General features: G+C 73.4%; 12 protein-coding genes and 1 riboswitch. Of the genes, 10 read left to right on the forward strand and 2 right to left on the reverse strand.

Annotated elements, in window-relative coordinates:
- Nucleotides 1-40: 40 nt before the first annotated feature.
- The 3 genes from IEZ06_RS09380 (at nucleotide 41) to IEZ06_RS09390 (ending at nucleotide 3,111) form a co-directional block, all read left to right on the forward strand.
- Nucleotides 41-829 (forward strand): serine/threonine-protein kinase, encoded by a 789-nt coding sequence (locus IEZ06_RS09380; protein ID WP_189236285.1) that lies wholly within the window; start codon nucleotides 41-43, stop codon nucleotides 827-829.
- Nucleotides 830-935: 106 nt separating this feature from the next.
- Nucleotides 936-1,853: a carbohydrate kinase family protein gene (locus tag IEZ06_RS09385; RefSeq protein ID WP_189236286.1), complete on the forward strand. Its 918-nt coding sequence runs from the start codon at nucleotides 936-938 to the stop codon at nucleotides 1,851-1,853.
- Nucleotides 1,854-1,875: 22 nt separating this feature from the next.
- Entirely contained in the window at nucleotides 1,876-3,111 is a 1,236-nt protein-coding gene (locus IEZ06_RS09390; protein ID WP_189236287.1) for an aminotransferase class III-fold pyridoxal phosphate-dependent enzyme, read from the forward strand.
- A gap of 72 nt (nucleotides 3,112-3,183) precedes the next feature.
- Here IEZ06_RS09390 and IEZ06_RS09395 read toward each other — a convergent pair whose 3' ends face one another.
- Nucleotides 3,184-3,768 carry a hypothetical protein gene (locus tag IEZ06_RS09395; RefSeq protein ID WP_189236288.1) on the reverse strand — a complete coding sequence of 195 codons (585 nt, stop codon included), beginning with the start codon at nucleotides 3,766-3,768 and terminating at the stop codon, nucleotides 3,184-3,186.
- Nucleotides 3,769-3,970: 202 nt separating this feature from the next.
- Nucleotides 3,971-5,071 (reverse strand): GNAT family N-acetyltransferase, encoded by a 1,101-nt coding sequence (locus IEZ06_RS09400; protein WP_189236289.1) that lies wholly within the window; start codon nucleotides 5,069-5,071, stop codon nucleotides 3,971-3,973.
- Nucleotides 5,072-5,182: 111 nt separating this feature from the next.
- Between IEZ06_RS09400 and IEZ06_RS09405 the strand changes: the two genes are divergently transcribed.
- From IEZ06_RS09405 to IEZ06_RS09435, 7 genes are all read left to right on the forward strand, one after another.
- Nucleotides 5,183-6,049, forward strand: a complete 867-nt coding sequence (locus tag IEZ06_RS09405) for a tRNA (adenine-N1)-methyltransferase (protein WP_189236290.1) — start codon at nucleotides 5,183-5,185, stop codon at nucleotides 6,047-6,049.
- A gap of 262 nt (nucleotides 6,050-6,311) precedes the next feature.
- Nucleotides 6,312-8,075 carry a proteasome ATPase gene (gene arc / locus IEZ06_RS09410; RefSeq protein WP_189236291.1) on the forward strand — a complete coding sequence of 588 codons (1,764 nt, stop codon included), beginning with the start codon at nucleotides 6,312-6,314 and terminating at the stop codon, nucleotides 8,073-8,075.
- Nucleotides 8,076-8,250: 175 nt separating this feature from the next.
- Nucleotides 8,251-9,405 carry an acyltransferase family protein gene (locus IEZ06_RS09415; protein ID WP_189236292.1) on the forward strand — a complete coding sequence of 385 codons (1,155 nt, stop codon included), beginning with the start codon at nucleotides 8,251-8,253 and terminating at the stop codon, nucleotides 9,403-9,405.
- An 86-nt stretch (nucleotides 9,406-9,491) separates the two neighbouring features.
- A complete protein-coding gene (gene dop / locus IEZ06_RS09420) occupies nucleotides 9,492-11,009 on the forward strand; it encodes a depupylase/deamidase Dop (protein WP_068899390.1) in 1,518 nt (505 codons plus the stop codon).
- Between the two features lie 163 nt (nucleotides 11,010-11,172).
- Nucleotides 11,173-11,291, forward strand: a riboswitch (cobalamin riboswitch).
- 246 nt (nucleotides 11,292-11,537) lie between these two features.
- Nucleotides 11,538-13,694 (forward strand): VWA domain-containing protein, encoded by a 2,157-nt coding sequence (locus tag IEZ06_RS09425; protein ID WP_189236293.1) that lies wholly within the window; start codon nucleotides 11,538-11,540, stop codon nucleotides 13,692-13,694.
- A 133-nt stretch (nucleotides 13,695-13,827) separates the two neighbouring features.
- A complete protein-coding gene (cobO, locus tag IEZ06_RS09430) occupies nucleotides 13,828-14,430 on the forward strand; it encodes a cob(I)yrinic acid a,c-diamide adenosyltransferase (RefSeq protein ID WP_189236294.1) in 603 nt (200 codons plus the stop codon).
- Between the two features lie 40 nt (nucleotides 14,431-14,470).
- Nucleotides 14,471-15,937: a cobyrinic acid a,c-diamide synthase CobB gene (locus IEZ06_RS09435; protein WP_189236295.1), complete on the forward strand. Its 1,467-nt coding sequence runs from the start codon at nucleotides 14,471-14,473 to the stop codon at nucleotides 15,935-15,937.
- Nucleotides 15,938-15,953 lie beyond the last annotated feature (16 nt).

The following is a 15,953-nucleotide window of genomic DNA, read 5'->3' on the forward strand; positions in this document are numbered from 1 at the left end:
GCGAGGGTCGCGCGAGGTGCGGTACGGAGGGGAGACAGCGGTGGAAGGCATCGCCGACTACGAGTTCGTCCGTTCGCTGGGAGCGGGCAACCACGGTGAGTTCTACCTCGCCAGGAGGCCGGCGCGGCTGCCGGTGGAGGCCGGGTTCGTCGCGGTGAAGGTGCTGGGGGGCACCGGGGCCGACGCGTTCCGGCGGGCCACCCGGGAGCTGAAGGCGTTCGCCGCGGTGCGCTCTCCGTACCTGGTGACGCTCTACGACGCGGGCCAGCAGGGCGGGGTGTTCTACTACTCGATGGAGTACCTGCCCGGCGGGTCGCTCGGCCGCCCGGCCGGGCGGCCCTCCAGGGACCGGGCGCTGCGCGCCGTCGCCTGCGCCGCGCACGCCGCGCAGGCATTGCACGAGGAGGGGATCGTGCACCGGGACGTCACTCCGGGCAACGTGCTCCTCACCGACCTCGGCGGGAAGCTGTCCGACCTGGGCCTGTCGCAGGTGCTGACGCCGGGCGCGACGGTGACCGGGATGGGCGGGATCGGGTCGGTGGAGTTCACCGACCCGGCGCTGCTGCGGGGGGAGGGGCCCACGCCGGCCGGGGACGTCTGGTCGCTCGGCGCCACGCTGCACTGGGCGGCGACCGGCACCGGCCTCTACGGCGAGCTGCCCGTCCACGATCCGCTGCTGACCCTGCGGAAGGTCAACAGCACTCCGCCGTCGATCCGCGGGGACCTGGAGCCGGAGCTGGCCGACCTGGTGGGCTCGTGCATCGGGGAGGCGGCCGGGCGGCCCACCGCCGGAGAGGTGGCCGACCGCCTCCACGCCCTGCTCTCCTGAGCCCGGCGCGCACCGCCCCGGACCCGGGGCGGCCCGGCCGTTGACAGCGCGTCCGGGGAGCCGTCTATCATCCGCTCAGGCGTGCAAAACATGAGGAGGGCTCGCCATGGCTGTCGTCACTCTCGGAGTGCACATCGTGGACGTGCTGGCCCGGCCGGTGGAGTCCATCCCCGCGGGGCAGGACACCCACCTGGTGGAGCAGATCCGCATCACCGCGGCCGGCGCGGCGGCCGGCACCGCCGTCGATCTGGCGAGGCTGGGCGTCCCGGTCGCCTCCGCCGGCGCGGTCGGCGACGACGAGCTGGGCGACTTCCTGCTGATGGTGATGGGGCGGCACGGGGTGGACGTGACCGGGATCGTCCGCAGGCCCGGCGAGCAGACCGCCGCCTCGATCCTGCCGATCCGCCCGGACGGCGGACGCCCGTCCTTCCACGTGCCCGGCGCCAACCTCGGCCTGTCGACGGCCGACGTGGACCCGGAGCGGCTGCGGGCGGCCCGGGTCCTGCACCTGGGCGGCATGGACGTGACCTGGGGCCTGCACGACCCCGCCTTCTTCGCGCTGCTGGACGAGGCGCGGGCGGCGGGGACGGTCGTCACCATGGACCTGCTGTCCAACATGCCCGACCTGGTGCTCGGCGCGAAGGCCTTCCTGCCGCACGTCGACTACGTCCTGCCCAACGAGGAGCAGGCGCTGATGATGAGCGGCCGGGCCGGTGCGGACGAGGCCGCCGCCGCGCTGCTGGCCGAGGGGCCGCGCGGGGTGCTGGTCACGCTGGGCGGAGAGGGCAGCCTGGTCGCCACCGCCTCGGGGGCCGTACGGCTGCCCGCGCTCGACGTCGCGGTGGTCGACACCACCGGCTGCGGCGACGCCTACTGCGCCGGGTTCATCGCGGGGCTGGCCGGCGGGCGCGACGTCCTCGACGCCGCCCGGCTCGGCACCGAGGTCGCCGCCCGGGTCGCCGGCGGCCTGGGCTCCGACGCCGGCCTCGACGACCTCGACGGCCTCGACCTGCCCCGGTTCTGACGTGAAAGGGACGTTTCCTGAGATGTCGATCGACGCGAAACTTCGTGAACGGGCCGCCCGGGTCGTGCCCGGCGGCATGTACGGCCACCTCAACGCGGCCCTGCACGGGCCCGGATACCCGCAGTTCTTCGTGCGCGGTGAGGGCTGCCGCCAGTTCGACGCCGACGGCCGCGAGTACGTCGACCTGATGTGCTCCTGGGGGCCCATCATCCTCGGCCACCGCCACCCGGCCGTGGAGGCCGCCGTGGCGGCCCGGCTCGCCGAGGGCGACTGCCTCAACGGCCCCGGCCCGGTCTACGTGGAGCTCGCCGAGCTGATGGTGGAGACCATCCCGCAGGCCGACTGGGTGATGTTCTCCAAGAACGGCACCGACGCCACCACCCAGGCCCTGATGGTCGCCCGCGCGGCCACCGGCCGGGCCAAGGTCCTCGTCGCCCACGGCTCCTACCACGGGGCCGACCCCTGGTGCACGCCGAGTACGGCGGGCACCACCCCCGCCGACCGGGCCGACCTGGTCGAGTACACCTACAACGACCTGGCCAGCGCCGAGGCCGCCGCGGCCCGGGCCGAGGGGCCGGCCGGCTCCGACGTCGCCGCGATCATCGTGACGCCGTTCAAGCACGACTCCTTCGAGGACCAGGAACTCGCCGTACCGGAGTTCGCCCGCGGGCTGCGGGCGCTGGCCGACCGGCTCGGCGCCGCCCTGGTCATCGACGACGTGCGCGGCGGCTGGCGGCTGGACCTCGGAGGCTCCTGGGAGCCCCTGGGCGTCCGCCCCGACCTGTACGCCTTCAGCAAGGCCATGGCCAACGGCCACCCGATCGCGGCCGTCACCGGGGTGGACGCCCTGCGCGACGCCGCCCAGACGATCTACTCCACCGGCTCGTTCTGGTTCAACGCCGCCCCGATGGCCGCCGCGAAGGCGACCATCGAGACCCTGCACGCCACGGACGGCGTCGCGCTCATGGAGCGGGCCGGCACCCGGCTGCGGGAGGGGCTGGCCGCGCAGGCCGCCGCGCACGGCTTCACGGTCAACCAGACCGGCCCGGTCCAGATCCCGTGGCTCTCCTTCGAAGGCGACGCGACCCTGGAGAAGGGCATGTTCTGGTCCTCGGCCTGCCTGGAGGAGGGCGTCTACCTCCACCCCTGGCACAACTGGTTCGTCTCGGCCGCCCACACCGACGCCGACATCGACCGGGCCCTGCAGGGCACCGACGCGGCGTTCGCCAGGCTCAGGGCCAGGTTCGGCGCGGACTGACCGCCGGTCCCGGCAGGATCCCCGCCGAACCGGCCGGCCGGGCGCCTCCCCGCGGCGGCGCCCGGCCGGAGGTCAGCCCTCCAGCACGCGAGCCTGCGCCGCCGCCTCCCGGCCGGAGGGGAACCGGGCGAACGCGTGCACCGAACGGAGCATCCGGGTGGCGGCCTCGAACCCCTGGGCCGCCTCCAGTGCGCGCCCGGCGGCGGTCGCGAAGCGGACCAGCAGGTCCTCGTCCCGATGGTCGAAGCGCCGCCCGGCCACCCACAGGTACGCCTGGCCGCGGGAGGCCAGGGGCACCGGGACGGCCAGGAACCCGGGCTGGCCGGTCCGCTCCTCCCGGGGCAGGAGCAGCGGGTCGGAGCGGGCCGCCAGGGTCGTGAGCACCGTGCCGTCGCGCAACCACCGCAGGACCGCCAGCGGATCGCCGGGCGGCGCGTGCATGTGGACCGGCCGGGCGTTCTCCGCCACCGGGCCGATCTCGACCAGGCCGGCGTAACCGGCCGAGCACACCGCCGCGGCGGCCGCCACCACCTGTTCGACGAGGTGGTCGGCGCCGGGTCCGGCGAAGGTCTCGATCAGGCCGCGCAGGCGGTCTCCGGACCCGCCGTCCGGAAGGACGGAGCCGGAGGCCGGCCCGATCTGCTGGATGGTGCTCATCCCTTTCCCCTCTCTTCGTGGAGCCGGGTGCCCGCGCCGAGGCGGCGGGCGGGGTAGCGATTCGGAGTATTACCTCCAGAACACTGCTTGACCAGCCCTCGATGTCTCATATGGGGTGAATGGGACGGGCGAATCCCCGGTGCCGCCAGGGGAGTGGGTGAAACCCGGTGGTCGCGAGGGGGCCACCCGGGCCGCCGGAGGACTACCGGGGGCGCAGCCGGTACCACTGGAGGTCGTCGTGGCGGCTGCCGTCCGGGGCGGGCAGCAGCCCGTGCAGCAGGGCCTCCCGCGCGAAGCCCGCCTTCTCCAGCACCCGCTGCGAGGCGGTGTTGTCCAGCGCGGTGCCGGCCACGACGCGGGCCACCGGGGTGTGCGTGAAGGCCCAGCCGACCAGCAGCTCCACCGCGCGCGGGGCGAACCCCCGGCCGCGGAACTCCGGCAGCATGCTGTAGCCGACCATGGCCTGGCCCAGCGGCGGGACGATGTTGCCGAGCTGGACGTGCCCGGCGAACGCGCCGTCGGCGGCGTCGCGGATCGCGGCCTCCACCCGGGTGCCCGCGAGCCAGTGCATGCCCGCGTCACGGCAGAACGCCTCGCTCTCCTCCGGGTCGAGGGGCTCCGGCGGGACGCTGCGCGCCACGGTGTCGGGCAGGTTCCGCAGCGCGTGGTAGTCGTCGGCGTCCTCGGCGGTCAGCGGTGTCAGCCGTACCGTGCCGTCGGTCAGCGACCCGCCGGGGAAGGGCGGCAGGTACGGGGAGGTCCGCTCGCCGGAGTCGGTGCTCAACCGGGCGAACGACACCAGGTCGCCGCGGGTGCCGTCGCGCCGGGGCTCGGCCGCGCGCTGGACGCCCTCGCGCCGGAACCCGGAGGCGAGCGCCACCCGCTGGCTGGCCAGGTTCTCCACGTCGGCCAGGAGCTCCATGCGGCCCACCCCGCGGGTGAAGGCCCACTCGGTCAGCGCCCTGGTGGCGGCCGCGGCCACGCCGCGGCCCCGGGCCCAGGGGGCGATCAGGTAGCCGATCTCGCCGTTGCCGCGCGGGTCGAGCGCCTTGAGGCCGATGTTGCCCAGCCACTCGCCGGTGGCGGGGTCGGCGACGGCGAAGGAGGCGCCGCCCGCCTCCCAGAGCCGCTCGGCCAGATCGAGGTACTGGACGGCGTCGCCCCTGCCGTACGGGACGGGCACGGTGGGGATGAACCGTATGATCTCGGGGTCGGCGCAGGCGCGGACCATCGGCTCGACGTCGGAGCCGGCGAGCTCGCGCAGGACGACGGGCCCGGCGGGGATCACGTCTCGGGTGAACACCCTCCAGTGCTATCAGGTGGCGGCGGAGGGGGGCCAACCCGTTCCGCCGGCGGGCCCGGCGGGCCAAGGACCGGAACCGGCCACGGCCCGCGCGCCGATACCCTTGCGGGCATGGGTTTTCGCAGGCATGGGCCGTTTCAGGCCGGGGATCAGGTTCAGCTCACCGACCCCAAGAACAAGCGCCACACGGTGACGCTGAAGGAGGACGGGGTCTTCCACACGCACAAGGGGTTCATCCCGCACAGCGACCTGATCGGGCAGCCCGAGGGCTCGGTGGTCCGCTCCTCCGGCGGCACGCAGTACCTCGCCTTCCGCCACCTGCTGTCGGACTACACGCTCTCCATGCCGCGCGGCGCGGCGGTCATCTACCCCAAGGACTCCGCGCAGATCGTCGCGATGGCCGACGTCTTCCCGGGCGCCCGGGTGGTCGAGGCGGGCGTCGGCTCCGGCGCCCTGACCTGCTTCCTGCTGCGCGCCGTCGGCCCGGAGGGGAAGGTCACCTCCTACGAGCGCCGCGAGGACTTCGCCGAGGTCGCCACGAAGAACGTGGAGAAGTTCTACGGCGGGCCGATGGACCAGTGGCGCCTGGTCGTGGGCGACTTCGTGGGCTCGCTCGACGAGAGCGACGTCGACCGGGTCATCCTGGACATGCTCGCCCCGTGGGAGTGCGTGGACGCGGCCGCCAAGGCCCTCACGCCGGGCGGCGTCGTCTGCTGCTACGTGGCGACGACCACCCAGCTCTCCCGCACGGTCGAAACTTTGCGGGAACATGGAAGTTTCACCGAGCCCCATGCGTGGGAGACCCTGGTTCGCGACTGGCACGTCGAAGGGCTCGCCGTACGGCCCGACCACCGGATGGTCGGCCACACCGGCTTCCTCGTCACGGCCCGTCGCATGGCGGACGGGGTGACACCACCACCCCGGCGCAGGCGTCCGGCGAAGGGGGCATATGGCGAGGAGTCCACGACCACGCCGTGACCCTCACTGCGATCCCCGCCGCGCCGCCCTCCGCGGCTCTCGGCGTGATCTCCGCCACATGACGATTAGGCCACGACGGACGTCGGGCATGACACGGGAACAGAGCGCCGTGTTCTTATGCTGACAGTGCTAAACGCGATATAAGGGATTAATCACTGCGCACTTAATGTAGTCATACGAATACCGCCCGGCCAGGTAACGGACAGCCCCCAGATGGGTAGGGTCTTGAGTAGTCGGTCTCGACTGGGAAGGAGGTGACGGCGTGGCAGCTCGCGACGACGCTGAGGCTCGAGCCGCGCAGCGCGAACGGGAGGTCGCCGACCTCACAACACAGGTCGCCTTCCTGCAGGAGGAGATCACCGCGCTGCGTCGGAAGTTGACGGAGTCTCCCCGGCAGGCCAGGGTCCTCGAAGAGCATCTCCACGAGGCACAGGCGAAACTAGCGGCCGTCACCGGCCACAACGAGCGTCTGGTCGCGACCATCAAGGAAGCCAGGGACCAGATCGTCGCGCTCAAGGAGGAGGTCGACCGGCTGGCGCAGCCGCCGTCCGGGTTCGGCGTCTTCCTGGAGGCCAGGGACGACGGCACGGTGGAGGTCTTCACCGGCGGGCGCAAGCTCCGCGTGAACGTCAGCCCGGCGGTGGACGCCGAGCAGCTGAAGCGCGGCCAGGAGGTCATGCTCAACGAGGCGCTCAACGTCGTCGAGGCCCTGGGCTTCGAGGACATCGGCGAGATCGTGATGCTCAAGGAGCTCCTGGAGGACGGCCAGCGCGCGCTGGTCATCTCGCACGCCGACGAGGAGCGGGTGGTGAAGCTGGCCGAGTCGCTGCTCGACCAGCCGATCCGGGCCGGCGACTCCCTGCTGCTGGAGCCGCGCTCGGGCTACGTCTACGAGCGCATCCCCAAGTCCGAGGTCGAGGAGCTCGTCCTGGAGGAGGTGCCCGACATCTCCTACGAGGAGATCGGCGGGCTCATGCGGCAGATCGAGCAGATCAGGGACGCGATCGAGCTGCCCTACCTGCACGCCGACCTCTTCCGCGAGCACAAGCTCCGCCCGCCCAAGGGCGTGCTGCTGTACGGCCCGCCCGGCTGCGGCAAGACGCTCATCGCCAAGGCCGTCGCCAACTCCCTCGCCAAGCAGGTGGCGGAGAAGACCGGCCAGTCCGGCAAGAGCTTCTTCCTCAACATCAAGGGTCCCGAGCTTCTCAACAAGTACGTCGGCGAGACCGAGCGGCACATCCGCCTGGTCTTCCAGCGGGCCCGCGAGAAGGCCTCCGAGGGCACCCCGGTGATCGTGTTCTTCGACGAGATGGACTCGATCTTCCGGACCCGCGGCTCGGGCGTCTCCTCCGACGTCGAGAACACGATCGTCCCCCAGCTCCTCTCCGAGATCGACGGAGTCGAGGGCCTGGAGAACGTCATCGTCATCGGCGCCTCCAACCGCGAGGACATGATCGACCCGGCGATCCTGCGGCCCGGCCGCCTGGACGTCAAGATCAAGATCGAGCGGCCGGACGCCGAGGCGGCCAAGGACATCTTCTCGAAGTACCTCACGGCGGAGCTCCCGCTCCACCCCGAGGACCTCACCGAGCACGGCGGCAGCCGGGAGAGCACCATCGCGGGCATGATCCAGCGGGTGGTCGAGCGGATGTACACCGAGAGCGAGGAGAACCGCTTCCTGGAGGTCACCTACGCCAACGGTGACAAGGAGGTCCTGTACTTCAAGGACTTCAACTCCGGTGCGATGATCCAGAACATCGTCGACCGGGCCAAGAAGATGGCGATCAAGCAGTTCCTCGACTCCGGTCAGAAGGGCCTGCGGATCAGCCACCTGCTGGCCGCCTGCGTGGACGAGTTCTCCGAGAACGAGGACCTGCCCAACACCACCAACCCCGACGACTGGGCCCGCATCTCCGGAAAGAAGGGCGAGCGGATCGTCTACATCCGCACCCTGGTCTCCGGCAAGCAGGGCACCGAGGCCGGCCGGTCCATCGACACGGTGGCCAACACCGGTCAGTACCTCTAACCGGCACCCGCAGACGGCGCGGTCCCCCACCCGGGGCCGCGCCGTTCCGCGTCCGGCCGCCCGCCGGAGTCCGTCTTCTCGCAATCGTCACATAAGTAAAAACCCGCCCCAGGGAACCCAAAGGATCGATCTACCGTCCAAGGGGCGTGTGTGAACATTCCGGACCGGTCGTCCGTTGACCGGAGCGGGGTCCCGCGAAGCGGCACGGGGAAGCGGCCGCCTCGCCGAGCTGGACCTCCTGCGTTTCCTCGCCGCCCTGGCGGTGCTGGCCTTCCACTACTTCATCGCGTTCCGCTCGGTGTGGGGGGAGACGCCGGCCGAGCTCTTCCCGGCGGTCTCCACGGTCTCCGGGCTCGGCATCCTGGGCGTCGAGCTGTTCTTCATGATCAGCGGGTTCGTCATCCTGATGAGCATCTGGGGCCGCGGACTCGGCGCGTTCGCGCTCTCCCGGTTCGTGCGGCTCTACCCGGCCTACTGGATCAGCGTCGGCGTCACCGCCGCACTGTACGGCCTGACCGCCGCCAAGGCGCTGGACCCCAAGCTGAGCCCGGGCGAGTACCTGACGAACCTGACCATGCTCCAGCGCCTGTTCGAGGTCCAGGACGCCACCGGCGTCTACTGGTCGCTCTGGGTCGAGCTCCGCTTCTACCTGCTCATCTCCGTGCTGGTGGTCTTCGGGGCGACGCTGGGCCGCTGCCTGCTCTTCATGGGCGTCTGGCTGCTGGCGGCCGGATACTTCGCCGGGAGTGAGAACCACTGGGTGGACCTGCTGGTGATGCCCAAGTACGCGGCCTACTTCGTCGGCGGCATGTCCTTCTACCTCATGACCCGGTACGGCCCCCGCCTCGTCCTGTGGTGCACGGCCGGCATCAGTGCCGGCCTGGCGGTCAGCGCGGCGCTGGACCGGGTGCACGGGCGCATCGAACTGGTCGGCTACGCCGCGATGCCCGTGCCCGACTGGGCGATCGTCGCCACCGTGGTCGCCTTCTACGCGCTCATGGCCATGGTGGCCCTGGGCTGGCTGGGGTGGCTGCGCTGGCGCGGCCTGGTCGTCCTGGGCGCGATCACCTACCCGGTCTACCTGTTCCACACCGCGGGGGCCGTCCTGATCGTCCCCGCGCTGCGCGACACGCTGCCGCCCTGGCTGACCGCCCTGATCACGGTCCTGGCCACGATGGCGTTCTCCTACGCGGTCTACCGGGCGGCCGAGCGGCCCGTCCAGGAGTTCGTGAAGGCACGCCGGCGGCGCCGTGCCGCCGACCCCGTCCCGGTCCCCGCCGAGCCCTCGCCGGAGGTGCCGCCGCTGGACCGGAAGGCCTCGGTGCCATAACTGTCCAAGCGCTGGGCATAGTGAAGGGTCTAGGCTCGGGGATATATACGGCGGACAAGACAGCCCCGGATGAACAGAGGGTGCGCATGACGGTACGGCGGGTGATGGGCATCGAGACCGAGTACGGCATCTCCGTGCCCGGACAGCCGGGGGCCAACGCGATGGTGACCTCCTCCCAGGTCGTCAACGCCTATCTGGCCGCCTCGGCGGCCCGGGCACGGCGGGCGCGGTGGGACTTCGAGGAGGAGAACCCCCTGCGCGACGCGCGGGGCTTCGACCTCGCCAGGGAGGTGGCCGACGCGAGCCAGCTCACCGACGAGGACCTCGGGCTGGCCAACGTGATCCTCACCAACGGAGCGCGGCTGTACGTCGACCACGCCCATCCCGAATACTCCACGCCGGAGTGCACCAACCCCCGGGCCGCGGTGCTCTGGGACAAGGCGGGGGAGCGGGTCATGCACGACGCCGCCCTGCGCGCCTCGGCGATCCCGACCAACGCGCCGATCCAGCTCTACAAGAACAACACCGACAACAAGGGCGCCTCCTACGGCTGCCACGAGAACTACCTGATGCGGCGGGCCACGCCGTTCGCCGACATCGTCAGGCACCTGACGCCCTTCTTCGTCTCCCGGCAGGTGGTCACCGGCGCCGGCCGCGTCGGCATCGGCCAGGACTCGCGCGGGGAGGGCTTCCAGATCAGCCAGCGGGCCGACTTCTTCGAGGTCGAGGTCGGCCTGGAGACCACGCTCAAGCGGCCGATCATCAACACCCGCGACGAGCCGCACGCCGACCCGGAGAAGTACCGGCGCCTGCACGTCATCATCGGCGACGCCAACATGTCGGAGATCTCCACCTACCTGAAGCTGGGCTCCACCGCACTGGTCCTCGCCATGATCGAGGACGGCTACTTCACCCGTGACCTCGCCGTGGAGAACCCCGTCCAGGCGCTGCGCGCGGTCTCCCACGACCCCACGCTGAAGTACGAGATCAAGATGCGCGACGGCCGGAGGCTGACGGCCGTCCAGCTCCAGATGGAATACCTCGAACTGGCCAGGAAGTACGCCGAGACCCGCAGCGGCAACGGCATGGACGAGCCCACCAAGGACGTCCTGGACCGCTGGGAGTCCGTGCTGACCCGCCTGGCCGAGGACCCGATGCAGCTGTCGGGGGAGCTCGACTGGGTCGCCAAGCTGGAGCTCCTGGAAGGCTACCGGACCCGCGACGGGCTGCCGTGGTCGCACCCGCGCCTGCAGCTCGTCGACCTGCAGTACTCCGACATCCGCCCCGACCGGGGCCTGTACAACCGCCTGGTCGCCCGGGGCCGGATGCAGCGCCTGGTGACCGAGGAGGAGGTGCAGCGCGCCGTCGAGGTGCCGCCCAGCGACACCCGCGCCTACTTCCGCGGCCGCTGCCTGAGCCAGTACAGCGAGGCGGTCGCCGCCGCCTCCTGGGACTCGGTCATCTTCGACATCCCCGGCCGCGAGTCCCTGCAGCGCGTCCCGACCCTGGAGCCGCTGCGCGGCACCAAGGCCCACGTGGGCGAGCTGTTCGACCGCTGCCGCACCGCCGCCGAACTGGTCACCGCCCTCACCGGCGAGAAGTGAGGACCCGGAGCCGGAGGACGACCGCACGCGACCGCGCCGGGACCGCAAGGCCCCGGCGCGGTTCCGCGTGCCCGGACGCGGGCGCGGCCGCCGCGCAGATCCGTTCCGCCCGGTGAGGGGCGTGATCGTCCGAAATTGACGGGAGCGACGGCCCCGGGATACGTTCCGGATGTTTTGTGGCGGCGCGGGGGAAATCCGGTGAGATTCCGGTGCGGTCGCGCCACTGTAACCGGCCCTGCGGGGACGGAAGCCAGATCACCCGGCCGCCACCGACCTACGAAAAGGGACGCGCAATCCCTGAAGGAGGTGCCCGTGAGCCGGATTCCGCCACGCCTCGACACCGGCGACGGCACGGGCCGCGTCCCCGGAGGACGAACCACTCGACGAGCGGGGGCCGCGCCGGCCTGCGGGCCGGGCCCGGCCCGCTCCACGCCGACCGGGACCACGGCCGTCGGCGGGACATGACGCCCGCCGAGGCCGAGACCGCCGAACCCGCGGAGCTCGCCCCGCGTAACCCACCCCGAGGAGATGCCGACGGTGCGCGACTCGCACTACCCCTTCACCGCGATCGTGGGCCTGGAGGACCTCAAACTCGCCCTGGTCCTCAACGCCGTCTCCCCGCGCGTCGGCGGCGTGCTGGTCCGGGGGGAGAAGGGCACCGCCAAGTCCACGATCGTGCGGGCGCTGGCCGCGCTGCTGCCGCCCGTCGAGGTCGTGCGCGGCTGCCGCTTCTCCTGCGACCCCGCCGCCCCCGACCCCCGCTGCCCCGACGGCCCCCACGGGCCGCCCGGACCGGAGTCCGGTGAGGCGGCCTCCCGCCCCGCCCGCCTGGTGGAGCTGCCCGTCGGCGCCGCCGAGGACCGCCTCGCCGGCTCCCTCGACCTCGAACGCGCCCTCACCGAGGGTGTGAAGGCCTTCGAGCCCGGCCTGCTGGCCGCCGCCCACCGCGGCGTGCTCTACGTCGACGAGGTCAACCTGCTCCACGACCACCTGGTCGACCTGCTCCTCGACGCGGCCGCGCTCGGCACCTGCTACGTCGAGCGCGAGGGCGTGTCGGTACGGCACGCCGCCCGCTTCCTGCTGGTGGGGACGATGAACCCCGAGGAGGGCGAGCTGCGCCCGCAGCTGCTCGACCGGTTCGGCCTCACCGTCGAGGTCAGGGCGTCGCGGGAGGTGGACGAGCGGGCCGAGGTGGTGCGCCGCCGCCTGGCCTACGAAGCGGACCCGGAGGCCTTCGCCGCGGCCTGGGCAGGGAGGGAGGCGGACCTGGCCGCCCGGATCGCCGAGGCACGGGCCAGGGTGGCCCGGGTGGCGCTGCCGGACTCCGCGCTGCGGCGGATCGCCGCCGTCTGCGCGGGTTTCGAGGTGGACGGCCTCCGCGCCGACCTCGTCACGGCGAGCGCCGCCATCGCGCACGCCGCCTGGCAGGGCCGTACCGAGGTCACCGCGGCCGACGTCCGCGAGGCCGCCCGGCTCGCCCTCCCGCACCGCCGCCGCCGCGACCCCTTCGACGCGCCCGGCCTGGACGAGTCCAGGCTCGACGACCTCCTCGACGCCGTCTCCGACGACGGACCCGGCGACGGGCCGGGTGGAGGGCCGGACGGCGGGCCGGACGACGACGGCGGCGGCGGCGCAGGAGGGGGCGGCCGGGATTCCGGCGGCCCGGACGGCTCCGGACCCTCCGGCGGGCCGGACGGGAGCCAGGCCTCCGACCCCGGCGCGGACGGAGCACCGTCCGGCGGCGCGTCCGCGGACCCGCCCGGCGGGCCCGGCGGTGCCCCGCCGCCCGGCGGGCCCGGCGCGCCGCAGTCCGGTACGGCGGATCCCGGCCCGGCGGCCGGGTCCTCCTCCGGCGCGGGGAGCGGGGACGCGGCGCGGGAGCAGGTGGCCGAGGCCGGCCAGGTCCGCCGGGCCCGGCTGTTCACCGTGCCCGGCGTCGGAGCCGGAGCACCGGGACGCCGGTCGCGGGCCAGGACGCCCCTCGGGCGGACCACCGGCGCCCGGGTCCCCGGGGGGCGCCCCGCCTCCCTCCACCTGCCGGCGACCGTCCTGGCCGCCGCGCCGTACCAGCGGGAGCGCGGCAGGACCGGTCCGGGCCTGCTGGTGCGCCGCGGCGACCTGCGCGAGGCCGTACGGGAGGGCCGCGAGGGCAACCTGGTGCTGTTCGCCGTCGACGCCAGCGGATCCATGGCCGCCCGCCGCCGGATGCAGGCGGTCAAGGCGGTCGTGCTCGGCCTGCTGCTCGACGCCTACCAGCGCCGCGACAAGGTCGGCCTGATCACCTTCCGGGGCACCCGCGCCGACCTCGTCCTGCCGCCCACCTCCTCCGTCGAGGCGGGCGCCGCCCGGCTGCGCGAGCTCCCCACCGGCGGGCGGACCCCGCTGGCCGCCGGGCTCGTCCGGGCGGCCGAGGTGCTCCGCGTCGAACGGCTCCGCGACCCGGCCAGGCGGCCGCTGCTGATCCTGGTGACCGACGGCCGGGCCACCTCCGGCACGCTGGAGCAGGCCCATCGCGCGGCGGCGCTGCTGGCGGGGACGGCCGCGGTGGTGGTGGACTGCGAGGACGGATACGTCCGGCTCGGTCTGGCCCGGTCGCTGGCCGCCAGGATGGGCGCCGAGACCGTCCGCCTGGACGACCTGGCCGACCTCACCGACCTGGTCCGCAGGCGGCGGACCGCCGCCTGAGCCCGGCCGCGAGCCGCAGACGGCCACAGGCGTCCAGAGGCGTCCAGAGAGGCGTCCAGAGGCGGCCGCGGACGGTCGCGGACACGGCCTCCGGACATGACCGCATAGAAGTCGACCTGCAGAAAGGCGTGACATGCCACAGGGCAGACCTGCCAGCGTGCCCGACGACGGCCTGACCACCCGGCAGCGCCGCACCCGGCCGCTGCTGATCGTGCACACCGGCCCGGGCAAGGGCAAGTCCACCGCGGCCTTCGGCCTGGCCCTGCGCGCCTGGAACCAGGGCTGGCCGATCGGGGTGTTCCAGTTCGTCAAGTCCGCCAAGTGGCGCATCGGCGAGGAGCGGGCGCTGCGGGTCCTCGGCGACTCGGGCGAGGGCGGGCCGGTCGCCTGGCACAAGATGGGCGAGGGCTGGTCCTGGATCCAGCGCCCCGGCAGCGAGGCCGACCACGCCGCCGACGCCCGCGAGGGCTGGGAGCAGATCAAACGCGACCTGGCCGCGGAGACCTTCCGCCTCTACGTGCTGGACGAGTTCACCTATCCGATCAAGTGGGGCTGGATCGACGTCGAGGACGTACTGGCCGCCCTGGCGGGCCGCCCCGGCAGCCAGCACGTCGTGATCACCGGCCGCGACGCCGACCCGCGCCTGGTCGCGGCCGCCGACCTCGTCACCGAGATGGGCAAGGTCAAACACCCCATGGACGCGGGGCAGAAGGGGCAGAAGGGCATCGAATGGTGACCACGGCCCGGGTGGCCGGCCGTACCGGGGCGGGGCGGGCATGAGCGTTCCCGCGCCCAGGCTGGTGATCGCCGCCCCCGCCTCCGGGGCCGGGAAGACCACCGTCGCCACCGGCCTCATGGCCGCGCTGGCCCGCCGCGGCCTGGCGGTCTCCCCGCACAAGGTCGGACCCGACTACATCGACCCCGGCTACCACGCCCTGGCCACCGGCCGGCCCGGCCGCAACCTCGACCCGTGGCTGGTCGGGGAGGAACTCGTCGTGCCGCTGTTCCTGCACGGCGCCGCCGGGTCCGGCATCGCGGTGATCGAGGGGGTGATGGGCCTCTACGACGGCGCGGGGTCCGGTGAGTTCGCCTCCACCGCGCACGTCGCGCGCCTGCTGGACGCCCCGGTCGTCCTCGTCGTCGACGCGGCCCGGCAGAGCCGGTCCGTGGCCGCGCTGGTGCACGGCTTCGCCTCCTACGACACCCGGCTCAGGTTCGGCGGGGTGATCCTCAACCGGGTCGGCTCGCAGCGGCACGAGAACCTGCTGCGCGAGGCCCTCACCGAGAGCGGCGTCCCGGTCCTCGGCGCGATCCGCCGCAGCGACGCCGTCGCCGTGCCCTCCCGCCACCTCGGCCTGGTCACCGCGGCCGAGCACGGTTCCGGGGCGGCCGGGGCGATGGACGCCGCCGAGGCGCTCGTCGCGGGTTCCTGCGACCTGGACGCACTCGTACGGCTCGCGCGCACCGCCCCGCCGCTGCCCGGCGGCCCCTGGAACCCGGACCTCGCGGTGCGCACCGCCGCACCCGCCGGCTCGTCCGCCGCACGGGCCGGCGCGCCCCCCGCGGGCCCCGGTGCGTCCACCGCCGTGCGAGGGGTGCCGGACCTGCGGGGCGTGCCGCACGCGCCGGACGGCATCCGGATCGCCGTCGCCGGGGGCAGGGCCTTCACCTTCGGATACACCGAGCAGGCCGAACTGCTGGCCGCGGCCGGAGCCGAGCTCGCCGTGTTCGATCCGCTCACCGACGAGGACCTGCCCGAGGGCAGCCGGGGCGTCGTCATCGGCGGAGGCTTCCCCGAGGTCTACGCCGACGAGCTGTCCGCCAACGAGCCGCTCCGCCGGCGGATCGCCGCGTTCGGCGGGCCGATCGCCGCCGAGTGCGCGGGCCTGCTCTACCTCGCGCGGTCGCTGGACGGCAGGCCCATGTGCGGGGTCGTCGGCGCCGAGGCGGGGATGACCGGCAGGCTCACCCTCGGCTACCGCGACGCGGTCGCCGTCCGCGACTCGGTGCTGACCAGGGAGGGCGAGCGCTACCGGGGGCACGAGTTCCACCGCACCGCCGTCGAGCCCGCCCCGGACCGCCCGCTGTTCCGCTGGCGGGGAGGGGCCGACGGGTTCGCCGACGGCCGGGTCACCGCCTCCTACCTGCACCTGCACTGGGCGGGCCACCCCCACCTGGCCGCGCGGTTCGCCGCGGAGTGCGCCCGGCCCGGGGACCGCGCGGCCGCCCGCCGGGTCGGCTGATCCGAGGACCGCCCGG

The organism is Planomonospora antibiotica, from assembly GCF_014647955.1.
Taxonomy (GTDB): Bacteria; Actinomycetota; Actinomycetes; order Streptosporangiales; family Streptosporangiaceae; genus Planomonospora; species Planomonospora parontospora.